The 16065-nt window shown below is 35.8% G+C and carries 22 protein-coding genes and 1 tRNA gene; 18 read left to right on the forward strand and 5 right to left on the reverse strand.

All coding sequences use genetic code 11. The features are described from left to right. Positions 1-193 precede the first annotated feature (193 nt). Together SOI85_RS02465 and SOI85_RS02470 are read left to right on the forward strand one after the other, a co-directional pair. A complete protein-coding gene (locus tag SOI85_RS02465) occupies positions 194-427 on the forward strand; it encodes a hypothetical protein (RefSeq protein WP_320664652.1) in 234 nt (77 codons plus the stop codon). Next, the gene (locus SOI85_RS02470) at positions 427-1623 is read left to right on the forward strand and encodes a virulence-associated E family protein (protein ID WP_320664653.1); all 1197 of its coding nucleotides are present in this window, start codon (positions 427-429) and stop codon (positions 1621-1623) included. The genes SOI85_RS02465 and SOI85_RS02470 overlap by 1 nt, the downstream gene beginning before the upstream one ends. Before the next feature lie 94 nt (positions 1624-1717). On the opposite strand, the gene SOI85_RS02475 is transcribed toward SOI85_RS02470, so the two are convergent. Further along, positions 1718-1984 (reverse strand): hypothetical protein, encoded by a 267-nt coding sequence (locus SOI85_RS02475; RefSeq protein WP_320664654.1) that lies wholly within the window; start codon positions 1982-1984, stop codon positions 1718-1720. Between the two features lie 94 nt (positions 1985-2078). On the opposite strand from SOI85_RS02475, the gene SOI85_RS02480 reads away from it, so the two are divergent. The 7 genes from SOI85_RS02480 to SOI85_RS02510 all read left to right on the forward strand — a co-directional run bounded on the left by SOI85_RS02480 (position 2079) and on the right by SOI85_RS02510 (position 7702). Beyond that, positions 2079-2240, forward strand: a complete 162-nt coding sequence (locus tag SOI85_RS02480; RefSeq protein WP_320664655.1) for a hypothetical protein — start codon at positions 2079-2081, stop codon at positions 2238-2240. Next, positions 2204-2683 carry a hypothetical protein gene (locus SOI85_RS02485; protein ID WP_320664656.1) on the forward strand — a complete coding sequence of 160 codons (480 nt, stop codon included), beginning with the start codon at positions 2204-2206 and terminating at the stop codon, positions 2681-2683. Before SOI85_RS02480 ends, SOI85_RS02485 begins: the two co-directional genes overlap by 37 nt. A gap of 14 nt (positions 2684-2697) precedes the next feature. Further along, positions 2698-3534 (forward strand): DUF6891 domain-containing protein, encoded by an 837-nt coding sequence (locus SOI85_RS02490; RefSeq protein WP_320664657.1) that lies wholly within the window; start codon positions 2698-2700, stop codon positions 3532-3534. Further along, the gene (locus tag SOI85_RS02495) at positions 3534-3854 is read left to right on the forward strand and encodes a hypothetical protein (protein WP_320664658.1); all 321 of its coding nucleotides are present in this window, start codon (positions 3534-3536) and stop codon (positions 3852-3854) included. The genes SOI85_RS02490 and SOI85_RS02495 overlap by 1 nt, the downstream gene beginning before the upstream one ends. Positions 3855-3967: 113 nt before the next feature. After that, a complete protein-coding gene (locus tag SOI85_RS02500) occupies positions 3968-4789 on the forward strand; it encodes a hypothetical protein (RefSeq protein WP_320664659.1) in 822 nt (273 codons plus the stop codon). 19 nt (positions 4790-4808) lie between these two features. Continuing rightward, positions 4809-6722, forward strand: coding sequence for a hypothetical protein (locus SOI85_RS02505; RefSeq protein ID WP_320664660.1), 1914 nt, complete (start codon positions 4809-4811; stop codon positions 6720-6722). 11 nt (positions 6723-6733) lie between these two features. Continuing rightward, the gene (locus SOI85_RS02510; RefSeq protein WP_320664661.1) at positions 6734-7702 is read left to right on the forward strand and encodes an HNH endonuclease signature motif containing protein; all 969 of its coding nucleotides are present in this window, start codon (positions 6734-6736) and stop codon (positions 7700-7702) included. A gap of 29 nt (positions 7703-7731) precedes the next feature. Here SOI85_RS02510 and SOI85_RS02515 read toward each other — a convergent pair whose 3' ends face one another. Then, positions 7732-8472, reverse strand: a complete 741-nt coding sequence (locus SOI85_RS02515; protein ID WP_320664662.1) for a hypothetical protein — start codon at positions 8470-8472, stop codon at positions 7732-7734. Between the two features lie 196 nt (positions 8473-8668). On the opposite strand from SOI85_RS02515, the gene SOI85_RS02520 reads away from it, so the two are divergent. The 7 genes from SOI85_RS02520 (at position 8669) to SOI85_RS02550 (ending at position 13532) form a co-directional block, all read left to right on the forward strand. Then, complete coding sequence (locus SOI85_RS02520; RefSeq protein ID WP_320664663.1) at positions 8669-10483, forward strand: tetratricopeptide repeat protein; 1815 nt, start codon at positions 8669-8671, stop codon at positions 10481-10483. A 106-nt stretch (positions 10484-10589) separates the two neighbouring features. Further along, entirely contained in the window at positions 10590-11099 is a 510-nt protein-coding gene (locus SOI85_RS02525; protein ID WP_320664664.1) for a hypothetical protein, read from the forward strand. A gap of 11 nt (positions 11100-11110) precedes the next feature. Further along, positions 11111-11482 carry a hypothetical protein gene (locus SOI85_RS02530; protein WP_320664665.1) on the forward strand — a complete coding sequence of 124 codons (372 nt, stop codon included), beginning with the start codon at positions 11111-11113 and terminating at the stop codon, positions 11480-11482. 89 nt (positions 11483-11571) lie between these two features. Next, positions 11572-12591: a hypothetical protein gene (locus tag SOI85_RS02535; RefSeq protein ID WP_320664666.1), complete on the forward strand. Its 1020-nt coding sequence runs from the start codon at positions 11572-11574 to the stop codon at positions 12589-12591. Positions 12592-12635: 44 nt separating this feature from the next. Further along, a complete protein-coding gene (locus SOI85_RS02540) occupies positions 12636-13076 on the forward strand; it encodes a hypothetical protein (protein ID WP_320664667.1) in 441 nt (146 codons plus the stop codon). Positions 13077-13160: 84 nt separating this feature from the next. Continuing rightward, positions 13161-13346 carry a Signal peptidase I gene (locus SOI85_RS02545; protein WP_320664668.1) on the forward strand — a complete coding sequence of 62 codons (186 nt, stop codon included), beginning with the start codon at positions 13161-13163 and terminating at the stop codon, positions 13344-13346. Beyond that, a complete protein-coding gene (locus SOI85_RS02550; protein ID WP_320664669.1) occupies positions 13347-13532 on the forward strand; it encodes a hypothetical protein in 186 nt (61 codons plus the stop codon). A gap of 76 nt (positions 13533-13608) precedes the next feature. Here the strand turns inward: SOI85_RS02550 and SOI85_RS02555 are convergent. The 3 genes from SOI85_RS02555 to SOI85_RS02565 form a co-directional block, all read right to left on the reverse strand. Further along, positions 13609-13682, reverse strand: a tRNA-Pro gene (locus tag SOI85_RS02555). Positions 13683-14171: 489 nt separating this feature from the next. Next, positions 14172-14375, reverse strand: coding sequence for a hypothetical protein (locus tag SOI85_RS02560; protein ID WP_320664670.1), 204 nt, complete (start codon positions 14373-14375; stop codon positions 14172-14174). A 53-nt stretch (positions 14376-14428) separates the two neighbouring features. Continuing rightward, positions 14429-14602, reverse strand: coding sequence for a hypothetical protein (locus tag SOI85_RS02565; protein ID WP_320664671.1), 174 nt, complete (start codon positions 14600-14602; stop codon positions 14429-14431). Between the two features lie 166 nt (positions 14603-14768). On the opposite strand from SOI85_RS02565, the gene SOI85_RS02570 reads away from it, so the two are divergent. Both SOI85_RS02570 and SOI85_RS02575 read left to right on the forward strand, forming a co-directional pair. Further along, on the forward strand, positions 14769-14990 hold the full coding sequence (locus tag SOI85_RS02570) for a hypothetical protein (protein WP_320664672.1): 222 nt from the start codon (positions 14769-14771) through the stop codon (positions 14988-14990). A gap of 296 nt (positions 14991-15286) precedes the next feature. Next, on the forward strand, positions 15287-16030 hold the full coding sequence (locus SOI85_RS02575; RefSeq protein ID WP_320664673.1) for a response regulator transcription factor: 744 nt from the start codon (positions 15287-15289) through the stop codon (positions 16028-16030). Positions 16031-16065 lie beyond the last annotated feature (35 nt).

A 16065-nucleotide genomic window follows, 5' to 3' on the forward strand; every position in this document is an offset into this window, starting at 1 on the left:
ATATACTTGTAGACATATTCTGAAGGGGTATCAACTCACCTCTCAGTCTTACCCAAAGCAATTGACCAAGCCGTGCTTGGTGGCACAACTTTTGCAGAGGCTAACCAAGCCGTGCTTGGGGATTGTGAGTTGAATCAACGCCAGCCGTCCGTGACGTAGTTGAAGATCAAATAATTCTTTTAAAGCTTCAAAAATGTCTACATCTAAAGGTGTCGAATGGCTCTCCACTTCTCGTGCTGCTCAAGCTCTTGGCGTACACCCGATCACCCTCAAAAGAAGGCGTGATGAGGGATACCTCAAGAATGGAATTCACTTTAGAAAAACAGGAGAATCCAAAAACTCCCAATACATTTGGAATTTCAAGAAATGCCTTGAGGTCTTTGACTTCTGGAAAGCTCCCAGTCAAAAAATCAAGGAGGAAGCGTAATGTCAGATCTTATAAAATCAATTCCTGATGGATGGGAAATTGAAAAAGAAGGAACTAAAAGATCTTGCCGATTATCATCAGGTGATTTAGTCAACCTTCTTCTAGACGTTTTTTCTAAGAAACTAAAATGGAATAATTTAACTCTTGAACCAGAATATGAAAATGCATTATTAGATAATAATATCCAAGATTATTTTCATATTTTCTTAAATCAAAAAGGCTGGGCGATCGGGAAAGCTGATGCTCAAGATGCCTTAATTTTTGCTGCCAAACAGAATTGTTATAACCCTATATGGGAATGGTTAGAGGGAATCGAAAACGACTCAAACTTCTATCAAGTCAACATCAACACTATTGCCACCGACTTCCTCGGAACCAATGATTCCCTGTACGACAAGATGCTAAAAGCCTTCTTAATAGGAGCAGTATCTAGAGCAGCAGAAAGAGGTTGTAAATTCGACAACATGCTGGTACTTAAAGGTCCACAAGGGATTTTTAAAAGTTCTTTTTTTAAAGCTTTACTTCCAAATCCAAATTGGTTTTGTGATACCTGGGAACCCAACAGAAAAGATCTTTTTATGCATCTACAAACATGCTTTATCTATGAGCTTGCAGAGCTTGAGACATTAACGACTAAAAAGGCTGTAGGAGAAGTAAAAGGATTACTATCAAGTTCAATCGACACCTTCAGACCACCTTATGGTCGCAATGTTATTAAGGCCCCACGACCAAGTGTGATGGTTGGGACAGTGAATGAAGATTGTTTTCTCAATGACTCAACTGGTAGCAGAAGATTCTGGGTTGTTCCTTTACCTCAACTGGAAGGTCAAAAGATCGATATTCAAAAAGTAAAAGAAGAGCGTGAAACTATATGGAAGGCTGCAATTCTTGCTTGGAGGGCTGGAGAGAAACCCTATCTCACTGACGACGATCAAACAGAATCAAATAGCAAAAATAAACTCTTTGTTCAAGAAAACATCTTCCATGAACCTCTGAGGATCTGGACCAATAGTCAATCCAAGGATAGATTCTTTACAACAGACGAGGCAATTATCGAATCAGGTATCAAGGAAAGAGAGCACATCAAACAATCTGACTTCAAGATGGCAGCAACAGCATTGAAAGGACTGGGATATTTTCAAGAAGAGAAACGAATCAATGGAATTAAAGCTCGATGGTGGTTTAAGCGAATGTAGGCTGAAGTGTCGCATGTCTCAGGAAAATCCGAAAAAAATTGCTGCGACACCTGCGACATTATTTTTGACAATTACTTAAAAGTTCTTCTTAAACTCAATTACTTTTAGAAGACCAAGACTTATTTTCTAATACTTCACGTAGCTGGTTTCTCAACAGCCTGTCGGGCAAACCAGCTGCAGCAATTAGTCCGAGAATATTAAAAAGGACTCCGCCAGCGAACCATCGCCAAGGGCTATAGCCTTTGTTATTTGCCAACGATGCGCAAAGTAATCCACAAGGTACTCCAAAAATAAACGTAAAAAGGAAGAGGGAACCAATTGAACTGTATGCGCCATAAAAACTTGTCATGTCTAAATTCATTACCTATTGATTACTATCTTGCTCGACTTTGAACTAAATGGAACTTTTTAAGACTTAAAAAACCTAAAATAACTACAGGAAAAAGATTGGCTCAATGAGACTAGGAAAAGAAATTGAACGTCTACGTCAACGTGTACATAATCTATCTATAGAGAAAGATCCACCGACTCTTCGTATGGTGATCGTTAAAGATAATGAGACTCCACAAGAGGTATCAGCATGGGATCTACGAGTGACAGTGGAGAAAAAGAAATGAATATGACAGATATCAAAGAGAAAAGGAACGGGAGGCCCACAATCAAGGAGATTCCACTGCCTCCTCACGTACAACGAGCACTCGTTATTAGAAGTAATGGATCCACATGGAAAGTCGCTGCTGAATCAGTAGGAATGGATTATCGAACACTTAGGAAATATGTACGAGAGCATCCTGACGCGAATAAGTTCCTGGAACGTCAAACACAAGACGCATTAGATCAAAGCCATAGCAAACTCATTGCAGCGGCACCTGCAGCGGCACAAAGACTAATCGATGTTATTAATGACGAGAACAATAGAGGATATGTTGTCGTTCAAGCTGTTGAGAGTTTATTTAGGATTATTGATCGAGGTATTACTGATCGAGAGAACGCTGAGCATATAAAAGAAATCAAAGAATCTTTATTTGCATTAGAAGGTGGGCGTGTATTGGATATTTGATAGTTAAGACTGTGATGATTACTGAAGTCGATCAGCTAAAAAGGAATAAGAGAGGAAGACTAATGACTGCAGTGCCAAATGATACTGAGGAATTTCTTAGTTCTCCTTTAGGGAAAGCCTTTGCACGACTTAATAAGGAAGGTATTCGGGCGCATGGAAAGTGCGGAGAGACTCAAAGTGAAGCGGCTTATTTAATTACGGCTGATGGATATGAAGGCCCATGGCTATGTTTTACCTCACAGGATCAAGTCGATCTATTGCAAACTGTTGGAAAGAAAGGAACTTTTATTTGTTGTGGAACAGAACCTTCTCCAGAAGATGATGCAACAAATTTACAGCTGTATAACCGCGTCATCAAAATCTTAGAAGAAGAAGAAGGCATAACTTGTACATGGGATGGTGATTTAAATAAGAGAATCTATATTGAAGTGAACTACAACCATAATGTATATTTAAGCTTTTTCGATTTATTTACTGCTGCCTGTTTTGATGATGCCAACTACTACATGCTTTCATGTATATATGAGTCAATAGATGAAAATTTGGAGTGGTTTGATAGTGATGAAGAGTGTCTTAAAGGTTTTAATTTTATATTTAATAGCTCAAAGGAAGAGCTAAAGAAAGATTTTATTGATGATTTTAAGTGTAATGATTTCTTTAACCTCGGTATACCAGAAGGCGAATATTCATCTGAGGAAGAATTTCTAGAAGAACTGGATTGGGATGGAATCTTTGAAGCTATACATGAGTACTGTGATGAAGAAACAATCAAAGAAAAATTAGCTAAATATCTTAAGAAAAATATTCAGGAAATTGACTTTAAAAAGACTGTAAAAGTTAAAGAAGACTAATGACTCAAAAAATCAGATTTGAGCTTATCCATAAGGAACACGCCTTAGAACAAGCAGAAAAATACAATTACGAATTCAATGAGATTGAGGGATCGGTAGTTGACATTATTGTTGATGATATTGATATAGATACCCCAGGTGTTCCCTTTGATTTTGAAGATACATGCCTTTATTTTCACTTAGAACCAATGTATGTTTTTCGCTATGAAGCATTTGATAGTGAGGAAGATTATGAGCGTTTTTCAGAAGAAATAAGAGAAGAAACTAAAGATGATGATGAATTATGGGCAGAAGATCCAGAGGATGAGGAGGAAAACTAATGACTCGGCGTCAAAGTAACTTGGCCGCCTCATCTCGCCCTGCCTCCTTGCAGGATGAAGACTTGAGCCAGATCAGCTAGAAAGGGGGTAAGAAGAAAAACTTGATTTCAATAATGTCTAGCCTTCTACCTATAACTGAAGAACTAATCGAAAAGGCTAAAAAGCTAGTCGAGGAGAGTCTCAAAGAGAAAGAACAATTTTTAAAAGAGAATCTTGGCGATTCACTCTCTCATAAAGGAATCTCTGAGGAAGGTGTCCAACATCTCGCGGAATCGCTTTACGGAAACAAGACTAACTATGACTGGGTTTTAAAATCACTAAGATATTTACCAACTCCTCCATCAAAGATTGAGGCTCAATTCCCAGACGAAGAATACTTCATTGAATTCATTGATAAGCGACCTGATGATTTAGAAGAAGAGAGCTTAGATAACGCCTCACAAGAAGAAAAAGTAGCCTTCATAAAAGGATTATTTGAACCATACATAGAAGAGTTTGCAGAACCAGACGAAGAGGATCCATTCCCAGGGATATTTAATTTTGGAAATAACCAATTATATTCTCGTGATTATGAACATATGGAATCAATTATTGCTCCTAAGAATATTGCTGAAAAATATTTTCCATATGGTGAATATAAAGAGGTTGAGGATGAAGAACTTGAGAGAAATCTTTCTTACTTTAAAGATAGTGAGGAGTGGAGTGTCTATTATTTGAATCTTTTAGAACTAAATAAAAGTCCTGATACTCGAATTATGAAATATGAGTTCCCTGGGCTAGTTTTAATAGACCATTTTTCCGATCAAGATCCTGATCGTAAAGTTCTATCTTTTAAAGATTTAATTGAATTCAATGAGGTTGATCCGGAATTCGCCGTATATTGGGACAATGAAAATGATTGTTATAAACCTGCTCTCCTAAAACAAAAATCATAAGTAAGAAGGATCATTGCGTATGAAACTCAGAAACACTGCGATTGCCTTTGGTATTGGAGCTGCTACCGCTTTGGGTTTGTCTTTACTAAAGGTGGACAAACTAATTATTGTCGGATCAACTGTTGTTGTAGCAAGCACAGGATTGATCCTTTCAAGAAGAAAAAAAGAACAGAAAGACATTAAATATCAATTATCGGAAGATGAATGGGAGTACGTAGAGATTTTGAGAAACTATGATGAGAAGCTAAGCCAAAAAGAATGGCAAGAAAAATATGCTATTAGGACTAAGAAGGATTGGAAGAAACTAGAAAAGGAATTAAATAAAGAATGGGAAGAGGTGTGGGAGGGACCACCTCGCAGAACACTAAAAAAGACAAACCTAGATATTAGCCTTCCAGAAATAAAAAGTGATCTTCAACTAGCCAATTTAGGTATTCCTAGAGTGCAACTACTTTTAGGAGAGGGTTATACAACAGCTAAAGACTTAAGTGGAATGAGTTTTGATGATTTATTAAATATTCACCATAATCTCACATGGCAAGGAATATTAAATATTTATATTGCGCTACGTGCAAACAAGCTAATAACCAAGGAACTATTACTAGAACTTGAGGATTCCCTCCAAGAAGTTGAATATGAATGGACTAAAAAAGAAGTTCCTTATAAGCAGTTAAAATATAAATTGGAACCAGATAATGACCGAGAGTTGTCAACAAAATATTTTAAAGAAGCTTGGTCAAAAGAAAGCTTAGGTAACTACGAAGGTGCAATAATTGATTTTACTAAAGCGATAGAGCTCAACCCATCAAATTATGGTTATTTCAAAAGGCGTGCACATGCAAAACATCAATACAAAGATCTCAACGGAGCGATCAAAGATTATAACAATTCAATAGAACTAAACCCTATTCACGCGGAAACTTACAAATTAAGAGGTTTCACCAAAGAATTAATAGGTGATATTCAAGGCGCTATAGATGATTATAGCGAATCTATAGAACATCTATCTAAGGAAATCGCGAGAGGTCAAATTAATGACTTCAGTGTAAAAATAGATGTAGGGGGTAAAGGTAATAGTAAAAATGAAGCCATTGGCTGGTGCTATTGTTATCGGGGCAAGGCAAAGAAAAAACTAGTTGATTTTAAAGGAGCCTGCCTTGATTGGTGGAAAGCATCAAGATTAGATAATAAAGAGGCAGCTAAATTATTTGAGGAGCATTGTGATGGATATTTAGAGATTGAAGATTATGAGATTCTCGAATCTGAAGCTAAAGATCATAGTGAAAAGTATGATCTATTAACAAAAATGATCCAAATCAAGCCAAATAATGTTGACCTATATTTGAGAAGAGGACACGCTGCAAAAGAAATAGAGTTCCTAAAGGGTAGTTATTTAGATTGGAAGGAAGCAACCAACTTAGGTAGTGATGAAGCTTCTAAATTATTAGAGGAACATTGCAAAGATTACATTCATTTTTATGCAATCTATGACCAGATCTCAAATCAAAAACCAAGTTCAGAGATAGCACTGATTGAAGAATTAGATAGATGGGTGAGTCAGCTCATAGAAGAAGCAAAAAACGGAAGAGCTTCATGGGCTGATTCGAGAGTTATCAACGAATTTGCGCATTATTGTGACACGACTTCTTACGAGCCTATGCTTGAGGAAGAGAAAATAGATTGGTGGGAAGAACAAAGGGGAAACATTGCAGAGTTTTATACAGTTAAAGATGCAAAGGAACTTGTAGAAAGGCGGTTAAGCAATTGTGACTATGAAGAAACTGAGTGCTACTGGGGAATTGGAGAAGGAACACATCATGAATGTGAGTATCAAGATGAAGAATCCTTTAAGGAGGATATTAATTGGGAACGATTAGTTGAAATAGTCAAGCAGAGTTGGAATAAAGTTTGTGAAATACAAGTTAATGAATAAAAGATCAAATAATGCCAACTAATAAAAATAACAAATGGACAGATAGATGGTTAGTTAACGATCTGGCAAATGGATTGCTTTGGCTATTCAGTGTATTTTCATTCATTGCATTTATGTGGGTTGTAGTACATCTTCCCTGGTTGATTATCATTGCCATATCGATTTATATTTTTAAGCGTTATTTATATAAAGAAGAAAAGCCGAAAATCAAACGAATAGGTCATAATTCTTTCAACAAATCATTAAAAGAACCTCAATATCATTATAAGAAAGAAAAAAGTAAGCCATCAAATAATTGTATCTGTGGTTGCAAGGGAATTCCTTTTACTCATCTTCCTATAGGTTCAAAAATTGACTTGAAAAAGCACAAGGTTTGTCCAGCAAGGTGGCAGCGCAAAAGAACTGGGTTTTATACAAATGCATTAGGGGAAAGGGTCTCCTGGGTCAGTAGCGCTGGACAAAGATCTGGGCAAAGAGCATTAGAGCGCCAAAAAGAAAGAGAAGAAGCTCAAAGGCAATTGAAAAAGGCTGCCGTAGAGCTACAGATCAAGAAAGAGCTGAGAAAGAAAGAAGCGAAAGAAGCTCGGCGCAAACGAGAGGAAAATAATGAAGCCGCTCTTTCACGAACTGAGGCGTTAGAGAGAGGATTGACTACCTACATAGGGCATAGCTGCAATGTTGGGCACAGCGGCATACGTCATGTTCGAAATAGCGAGTGTGTCGAGTGTCGAAAAAACGACCAAAGACTTAGAGATGCCATGAGAAGGGGTGCCTATCCAAGAGATCTAACTCAAGAAGAAAAGCTACAAATCACAAAAATTTATAAGGAAGCAAAGTTTTTAACTAAAGCAACTGGTATTGAACATCATGTAGATCACATCAAACCACTTGCAGCAGGAGGCGAACATCACCCAGACAACCTTCAAATACTTACTGCAAAAGAGAACCTATCGAAAGGTGCTAAATGGGAAGGGGGGTAAGAGAGAAAAGCTAATAGATTTTCATGCATTTATCGCTCTATAAAATCAAATTCTTGTTTACACATTTGCCAAACGTTATTTGTATCTTCCCAATCAATCTGTTCAGAGAGAAGATTCTTGTTGCCTTGGCAAACTTTATAAATTGCTTCCAGAGGAGTATCTGGACTTTGATCCCAATATGTAACTATCGCCAGTCGAACTTTAGTTCTAAAAGTTAATGGAGTATTAAAATTAAAAAGTTTTTGAAGTTGTTTAGGCTTAAAACTATTAACGATAACTTTTATAGCAAAGCAAGATAAGAATCTACTGGAAGTAATATTTTCTTGGGTGAGTTGATTATCTAGGAACTGATTTACTCTAGGCTTATTATTCTCGTTCCTAATCCGTTCCATAGATCTATCAAAATTAAAACCACCACCAATCAGTCCTAAGAAAAGAGATAAATAAACCCAATTTATAGAAAGATCACCTAGCAAAAGAGCTTTAGGAGATCCCTTACTTAGAAGAAACAACCCTATGAAAGCAACAAAGAATGATTTACTTGAAGATCTGACTCTATCTTTCCATTTTACTCCCATTGGGTGGAAGGTTGACTCAATTAGACCTGCTAAACCACCACATAAAAAAGTAAATCCAAACCAAGTCAGAAAACCTGAAGGCAACTCTTTTAATGCAAAAAGGCTTATTAAAGATACTGCAAAAGACCAAACAATTCTTTTAGAATAAAAGGTTTCTTTGACAAGTTGCTTATAGAGTTTAGATTTGGTCAAGATAAGAAATATTGAGATTATTTAAATCAGGCTAAATCAAATTTATTAAATAACTTCAATTCGTAAAAATTTTTCGTACAACTCTTGAAAGCCCATCTAGATTCTTGATGGTTCCTGAAAGTCAAAAGATTATGGAAATATGGTTATCACAGTTTGAAGTGGCTCAAAACCCATCCATATTGCATAGTAATCGAGCATGAGACTTAGGGATACAGCAATTGCTTTAGGTGTTGGCACAGCTACTGCACTTGGCCTTTCATTTTTAAAGGTAGAAAAGCCTATTGTAATGGGTTCAACTACGGTAATCTTTATTGCAAGTATTATGATCTCTAGCAAAGAGGAAGAAGACTTAAATGAAGAATATAATTCTGACCAAGCTTATATAAAAAGAGGAGGGGAAAAACTCTCACAGGGTAACATTAATGAATCTAAAAATGATATAGAACTTATAAATCTAGGATTGGCTCAACATAAGCTTGGTAATTTTCAGAATGCACTACTTGCCTACAACAATGCTCTTAAAGTTAATCCATTATGTGTAATTGCAATTAATAATAGAGCTTGTTTGAAGATTGAACTTGGTGATTATAAGGGTGCAATTGATGATGCAAATAAAGCAATAGATTTAGACGGAGAGTTTTCATTGGCTTACCTTAATCGTGCATTTGCGAATTATTTTTTATGTAATTATGATTCTTCTATAGAAGATTACAATCAGACAATAGATCTTGACCCAGAAAATGCAGACGCCTATTTTAAACGCGCTGTCTCCAAGAGTTCAATTGGAGACACTAAAGGTTCTCTTGATGATTTTATTCAAGCTTTAGAAATCAACCCTAATTTTAAAGGTGCTTATTACAATATCGGTAATAGATATTATGAACTAGGTGAAGTTGAAAAAGCAATTGATGCATATTCAAAAGAGTTAGATATTAATCCAAGCTGTCAACTCTCATATAATAACCGTGGTATCAGAAGGCATGAAATAGGTGATTTTGAAGGAGCTATTGAAGATTACAAAAAAGGACTTTTGATTGAAAATAAGAATGAAATTGACACTGCAAGTCTTTACCTTAATCTTGGCAATAGTTTACTTTCTTTAGAAAAATATCCTGAAGCAATTGAATCATACAACCAGTGTATAGAAAACAACGAAAACCTTACTTCTGCTTATTGCAATAGAGCTCTTGCAAATATTGAAATAGAAAACTATGAAGGTGCTAAAGTTGATTCACAGAAGGCTATTGCTATAAACCCTGATATTGCACTTGCATATACTAATTTAGCACTTCTAAAAAATCTTAAAGATGATTTCTTAGGAGCAATTTCAGACTATAATAAGGCAATAGAATTAGATCCTAATAATGGAATTAATTATCGAAATAGAGGCATTTCTAAGCTAGGGATTGAAGATGTAGAAGGTGCTATAAATGATTTAAATAAATCATTAGAAATAAATCAGTATGATGCTCTTAGCTATCAGAGAAGAGGAGTAGCAAAATGTCTTTCAAAAGATATTGTTAGTGCCTGCGAAGACTGGAAGATAGCAATAGAATTAGGAGATACGGAATCTGCTAATTATTTAAATGAAGTTTACAGCAGTGATTATTTTGATAGTGAGGATATAAATTCTGGTGCTGAAGATAAAAAACTTTTTACTCGTAAAGATGATGATGGCAAAGAGTCTCAAGCAGAATTGAGCAGCGAATGTGATAGCTACACAGCCGAGGATGGTACTGAGATATTTCAGATCAACGGGAAGGAATACATTGATGATGAGAACCATACTTGCCCCGTAACTATTAAGAAGTCAGATGCCAAGAAATACCCTGAGTACGACTGGGAGGAAGATGAGGAGAACCCAGAACTTGTTTCGGATTCTTTCTTTGAAATCATCCCTTGGAAGGATGGAGAAGAAACCCGTGATTACGACACGTATGAGCAAGATTTCTGTAGTTACTATGGTCTAGATCCGAAAGACATTGTCGATATAGGACCAGGTGCAGGTTGATGATCGACCTCAAAGGTGCCTGTGAAGATTGGAAGAAAGCAGCAGAATTAGGCGATGAAGATGCTGCGAAATTATTGAAGGAGCATTGCGAATAGGAGGAAGACTAATGAAATTTCACGAATGGGGACTAGAAGGAAATCATTTAACTAAAGCATTTGCTGATATTGGTAGTGAAGTAAGTAAAGAAGAGTTTGCAGAAATGTCTGGGTACAAATCTGTTGATGATTTAGATAAAGCTTTAGAGCAAGCGGAAAAAGCAGAAGAGGAGGAAATTAAAAATAAAACCATGTCCACACCTAACGATTCAAAATCCTCCTATAACTACTTCGTCATTAATGACTGTTTAGCCCAAACCATCTATAGATGGCAAACGGCTTACATGACAGTTGAGTGCTTCAATAAAAATTACAGAGATCTTGATGAAGATTGGGAAGATTGTTGGGAAGAAGTAGAAGACGAAGATGAAATGGAAGAGTTTGATGAACCAATGATGAAATGGGATATTCCTTTATTGATGTATGTAGATGGAGAGCCTGTAGAAACTGATGATATTTTGGAGCTACATGAAATAAAAAAACAACACTTAGACCCTGACTCTCCATTTCTTAACTTCTAAGAGTAAGACTAATGACTGGAAAAAGAGATGTTTACTACCAAAAGTATTTTCCTGATGGAAAAGGAATAAAGGCGAGCGAGGAACACATGCTCAATATTTGGTTGGATGATGATGCTGTAACCAGAGATGACTTGCTAAAAGCAGGATTAGTGGAAGGTAAAGATGAAGATGATGATGAATGCGATTTTTATCTAGATGACGAGGACCTTTTATGTGTTCCTCCTCTTGCCGTTCCAATGAATGGAGATGTAGGAATAGAGCAAGAGGACTTAGATGAAGGTTTACCAGGAATAGAAGTATTGCCTGATGATTGGGAGGAAGGTGTTCCTGAACTGATTGGGTTTAAACCTGAATGGGTTGATGGAGTATCTATGGATGGTTAAAAGGTTGCCCTCCCTCACCCTGCCTCCTAACAGCATGAAGACCTGAGCCAGATCAGCTAGAAAGGTTATAGCTAGAAAATAATTCACATATGTCCACTTGGTTGCCAGTTACGGATGAAATTAAGAAAAAAGCGAATGAGATCCTTGTAGAGAATCTCAAGGAAAAAGAGCAGTATATGGAGGAGAAAAGAGGCGGTTCAATTTCAGAGGAAAATATTCAATTTCTTGCAGATGGAGTGTTTGACAACAAAACTAATCTCGACAACATTATTCGGTCATTAACTTTTCAACCTTGGGATTCATCTGAACTAACTGATGAGCAGGTTTTACAGCTTTTTAATAGCAACCCCAAATTTAAGAAGTTTTTTTATAGGCAAGAAGAGGTAGAAGAAGCCATGGTTAGTGCGATTGACTGGGACTACGTTGAAAATAAATACAGCAAAAAAGAAATAGACGAATATGACCACTGGTGGGATTTTGGATCAGAAGAAAAAGAAGATCTATTTTGGATAAGACATATGAGAGGTTGGATTGCCTATCATTGCCAAGACTTGGATCTTGTTAATTCATTTTCAGACTTAATTGAACCTATTTCTGAAGTTCGAGATCCTGAAGATGGTCTAGGTGTATATGACGATGACGATGTGGAAATTATTGAGAAATCTACTGTCGATAAAACTTTTTCTGGTCACATCTTTTCTGCTTGCAGCACAGCGGAGGATATTGTTAGTAATGATTTTTATGGTAACAAAATAACTCGAGCCACTGCTGACGCTGCTTACTATCACATCCCATCAATAGAAGGTTCTGATGGTCCTGAAGATAAATTCTTCAAAAAGTTTTTTGCCAAAACTATTTCGGATTTAAAAGAAGATTTAAAATGTGAATTTGATGATCTTCTTGGAGAATTTGAAAATGATGAGGAAGGATTGAAAGATCACTTCGAAAGTTATGGAATAGGTTCAAATTGTCGTTATAAAGATATTGAAGATTTCCTAAAAGATGTTGATTGGAATTATGTTTTCAAAATGACTATTGAGATGGAATGGAATGGGATAAACAAAACAAAAATCAGTAATAGTCCTCCTCCTAGCGGGATGAAGAATTGAGCTAGATCAGCTAGAAAGGGATAAGAGATAGTTGAGCAAACCTAATGACTGAATACGCCTCTCTAAAGATTTTCTGCAAGCTTTCTTTAGTCAAGAATCTAAAAAAAACAAAGATTAATAAGGCTAGAGGAGATTGGTCTTACACCAGTCTTTTTACCGATAAAGAGCTTTGCCTAACTATGGACTACGTGGATGGTAGTGATGAAGAAATAGCGGAATATTTTGCTATAGACCCTGATCAAATAATTGCTATTAAACGAGTAAAACCAAAGACAAGATGGAGCCAAATTCATGTTCATATAAAAGAGTCTTATGATGATGAACTTGAGGATCTGGAAGTGCCTTTTACTTATGGTGACGGTGAATTAGATGTCTTTTTAGATAAACTCAAAGGCAAAACTAATGAAGAAATTATTGAAGAGAAAGGCATTGACCTTGAATATGTCACGCAAGTGGAAGATGCAGGAACTTTAGTAGAAGACTAATCTTCTCGCTCTAGCTCCTAGCAGGAATGTCTAGTTGAGCTAAATCAGCTAGAAAAAGAATAGTTTTTGATTGATCAAAATAAGATGTCAGAAAAAAATGAACAAAGAGGATTTCTCAAGAAATTTGGCAAATGGGCACCAATTATTGGTGGTGCTTGGATCGTTTTGAACATTGTTCTGCCTTTAGCCTTATTACGTATTCCTGCAGTTCAGAAATTCCTTGTAGCAGCATCAGAAAAGCTTCCTTTTGATATTCCTGGAAATGGTTAAATGAATTTTGCTGATAATTGGGCCAGGATTTTTGTTGTGATTACGTTTCTTACTTTTGGAGAAGCTCAGATTATTGGGGGCATCGTTCCTAATCTGATTGCTTTTAGCTTGTTTCTTGGAGCGATTGGATATTTTGCATTAACTGGAAAAATGGCTGAGATGTTCGGCTGGAAGAACAAGAAATAAAGCTATCACTAGCGAGTAAATACTCAGGAGATCCCGCTGAGATCCCGTTCTTATTTTGAGACTCTTCAAAACCCAGTCGGGGCGACAGGATTCGAACCTGCGACCTAGTGCTCCCAAAGCACCCGCGCTACCAAGCTGCGCCACGCCCCGTCAAATCAAATAATAAACCGATAAACGCCATATAAGAAAGTTTTGATAATGAAAAGCAAGTAAACCTATTTCTTAAAGTCATACACATTTATTAAAATTCAATCTTTTGATTAAACAAATCAAGAATGGAGCTTAAGAAAAAATAAATTTATTTACCTTAATCAAATAAAAGAATCCAGAACCATGAGATTATTCAAGACTTTAATCTAATTAAATTTTATACCATTTGTCTTGGAAAGGTAATTTATAATCCTCTTGGTTCATGGGGATCCAACTCCAATCACAACAAATAGTTACTTGATAACCTATTACATAAATAGCTAAAATCATGTTAAATAGGTTTACATGTGCCAGTGGGGACAAGCTAGGTTCCAACTTAAATTTATCATCTTAAACAATTATATAAGAATCATCCTTGTTGCGTGGTTCAAATAATAAATCCATAAGAAAGGTTTATCGAAAAGATTATTAGCTTATTATTAGCTTAATTTAATCTTTGAAGTCTTTTTTCCAACCTTTTATAAAACCATCTAAATCAAATATCTCTGACCTTATCTGATCTATAGACCTTCCCCTTTTTCTTTCTTCAGGTGTAAGAGGTATCCAATTCCAATCGCAAGTAACAGTAATTAAATATCCAACTAGTATATGCCAAGTTAAAATAATAAAAGGATTTTCCAAATGAGGTGCCAAAGCTTTTCCTTGATAATTATTTAGAATAACTAATTAGGAGAGAAATATACAAGTTATTCAGAAAAGATTTGCTTCTTTAAAAGATCAAGAGACAGGCCTCTTGATCTATCTGAGTCTGATATGGGGATCCAATCCCAATCACAAAAGAGAGTAATTCCTATTCCAAGCATAAGAAGACCTAAGAATAGACCTGCAAAATCAAGAAAAGTAAGAGAAGACTGATCCACTAAGAGTAATCTCAAGATGCGTAATTATACTTAATAGACTTAATGAAAATATTGCCAGACCGGTAGATATAACGCTAAATCCTGTCACAGACACGGTTTTCGGTCATTCAAGAAAACAATAGAAGCAGCAATAGAAATTCATAAAGTTAAATTTAAAAAGAATTAGATGAAAAAAAGCAGAACCATCTTAAAAAATGAGATATCCTCTGCTGTTAATACATCATTTGCCCCCGTTTTCATGTTTATTCAAACATTTGCCGCTCTAGCGTCATTCAACCAATCAGCAGCTCTTGTTGGGGTTCTGTCTATGGTTCTTTTTGCAATAGTTGGTGTAGTCGTTGGTCCTGACTACGACGGAATGAATGCTCCTGCAGTAAAAAAAGACTAAGTATTTAAAATACTAAGATTTTAACCGTAGGAAAAAGGACGGCAATAAGAAGCTGTCCTTTTTCTATGGTTGCACTAATTTTCCTGCAAGTCTTTTCTACTAAAAGAATTCACCTGCAAACCTATTTCAAAGAGCGATGTAATACCAGCAATACATTTGAGACTTACTTGTGTAAAAGTTTTTTCTGATTAAATATACTAACTAAGAAATTAAATTTAACTCGAACAGCAATTGTAATTTCTACTAGATAAAAATGAATTTAATATATAATGAATAGTAATAAATGATTATTTCACTTGGATACTTCATTTAATATTCATGGTAAATCTTTGCCTAATGGAACTACTTTATTAATAGTAGAAGATGACCAAAACATTTTATCGATTTTAGAAAGAACTTTAGAGACAGAAGGCTATCTCGTTAAATCATGCAAAAATGGAGAAGAAGCAAAAGATTTATTATATTCTAATAAAGGGAAATCAATAAGCTTAATAATTATGGACGTAGTATTACCTGGAATAAATGGATTAGAACTTTGCCACGAATTACGCAAAAACGGTAATCAAGTGCCAATTCTAATTATTAGTGGAAGAGATAGCGAAATAGATAAAGTATTAGCTTTAGAATCTGGAGCTGATGATTATCTTGTAAAACCATTTGGACTTAGAGAGTTAGTAGCCAGATGTAATTCTCATATAAGGAGAACCTTATTCAGAGATACGTATAAACTTGCCGAGGTCAGGGGGCCCTATAAGCATTCAAATATTTGTTTATACCCACAAGAGTATAGAGCGACTATAAAAGAAATAGAATTAGAATTATCTCCCAAAGAGTATAAACTACTTGAATTATTTATCCAAAGTCCCAAAAAAGTATGGAGCAGAGATAAGATTTTAGAAAAGATCTGGGGTATTAATTTTACTGGAGATAGAAAAACAGTTGATGTACATATCAGATGGCTAAGAAAAAAAATAGAGGATGATCCTTCAGACCCAAAACTAATTCAAACTGTAAGAGGGTTTGGCTACAGATTTACTTAATGGCAGATGAACTGGTTTTCTATAACAATTGGCTG

It is taken from the genome of Prochlorococcus sp. MIT 1223 (genome assembly GCF_034092465.1).
Taxonomy (GTDB): Bacteria; Cyanobacteriota; Cyanobacteriia; order PCC-6307; family Cyanobiaceae; genus AG-402-N21.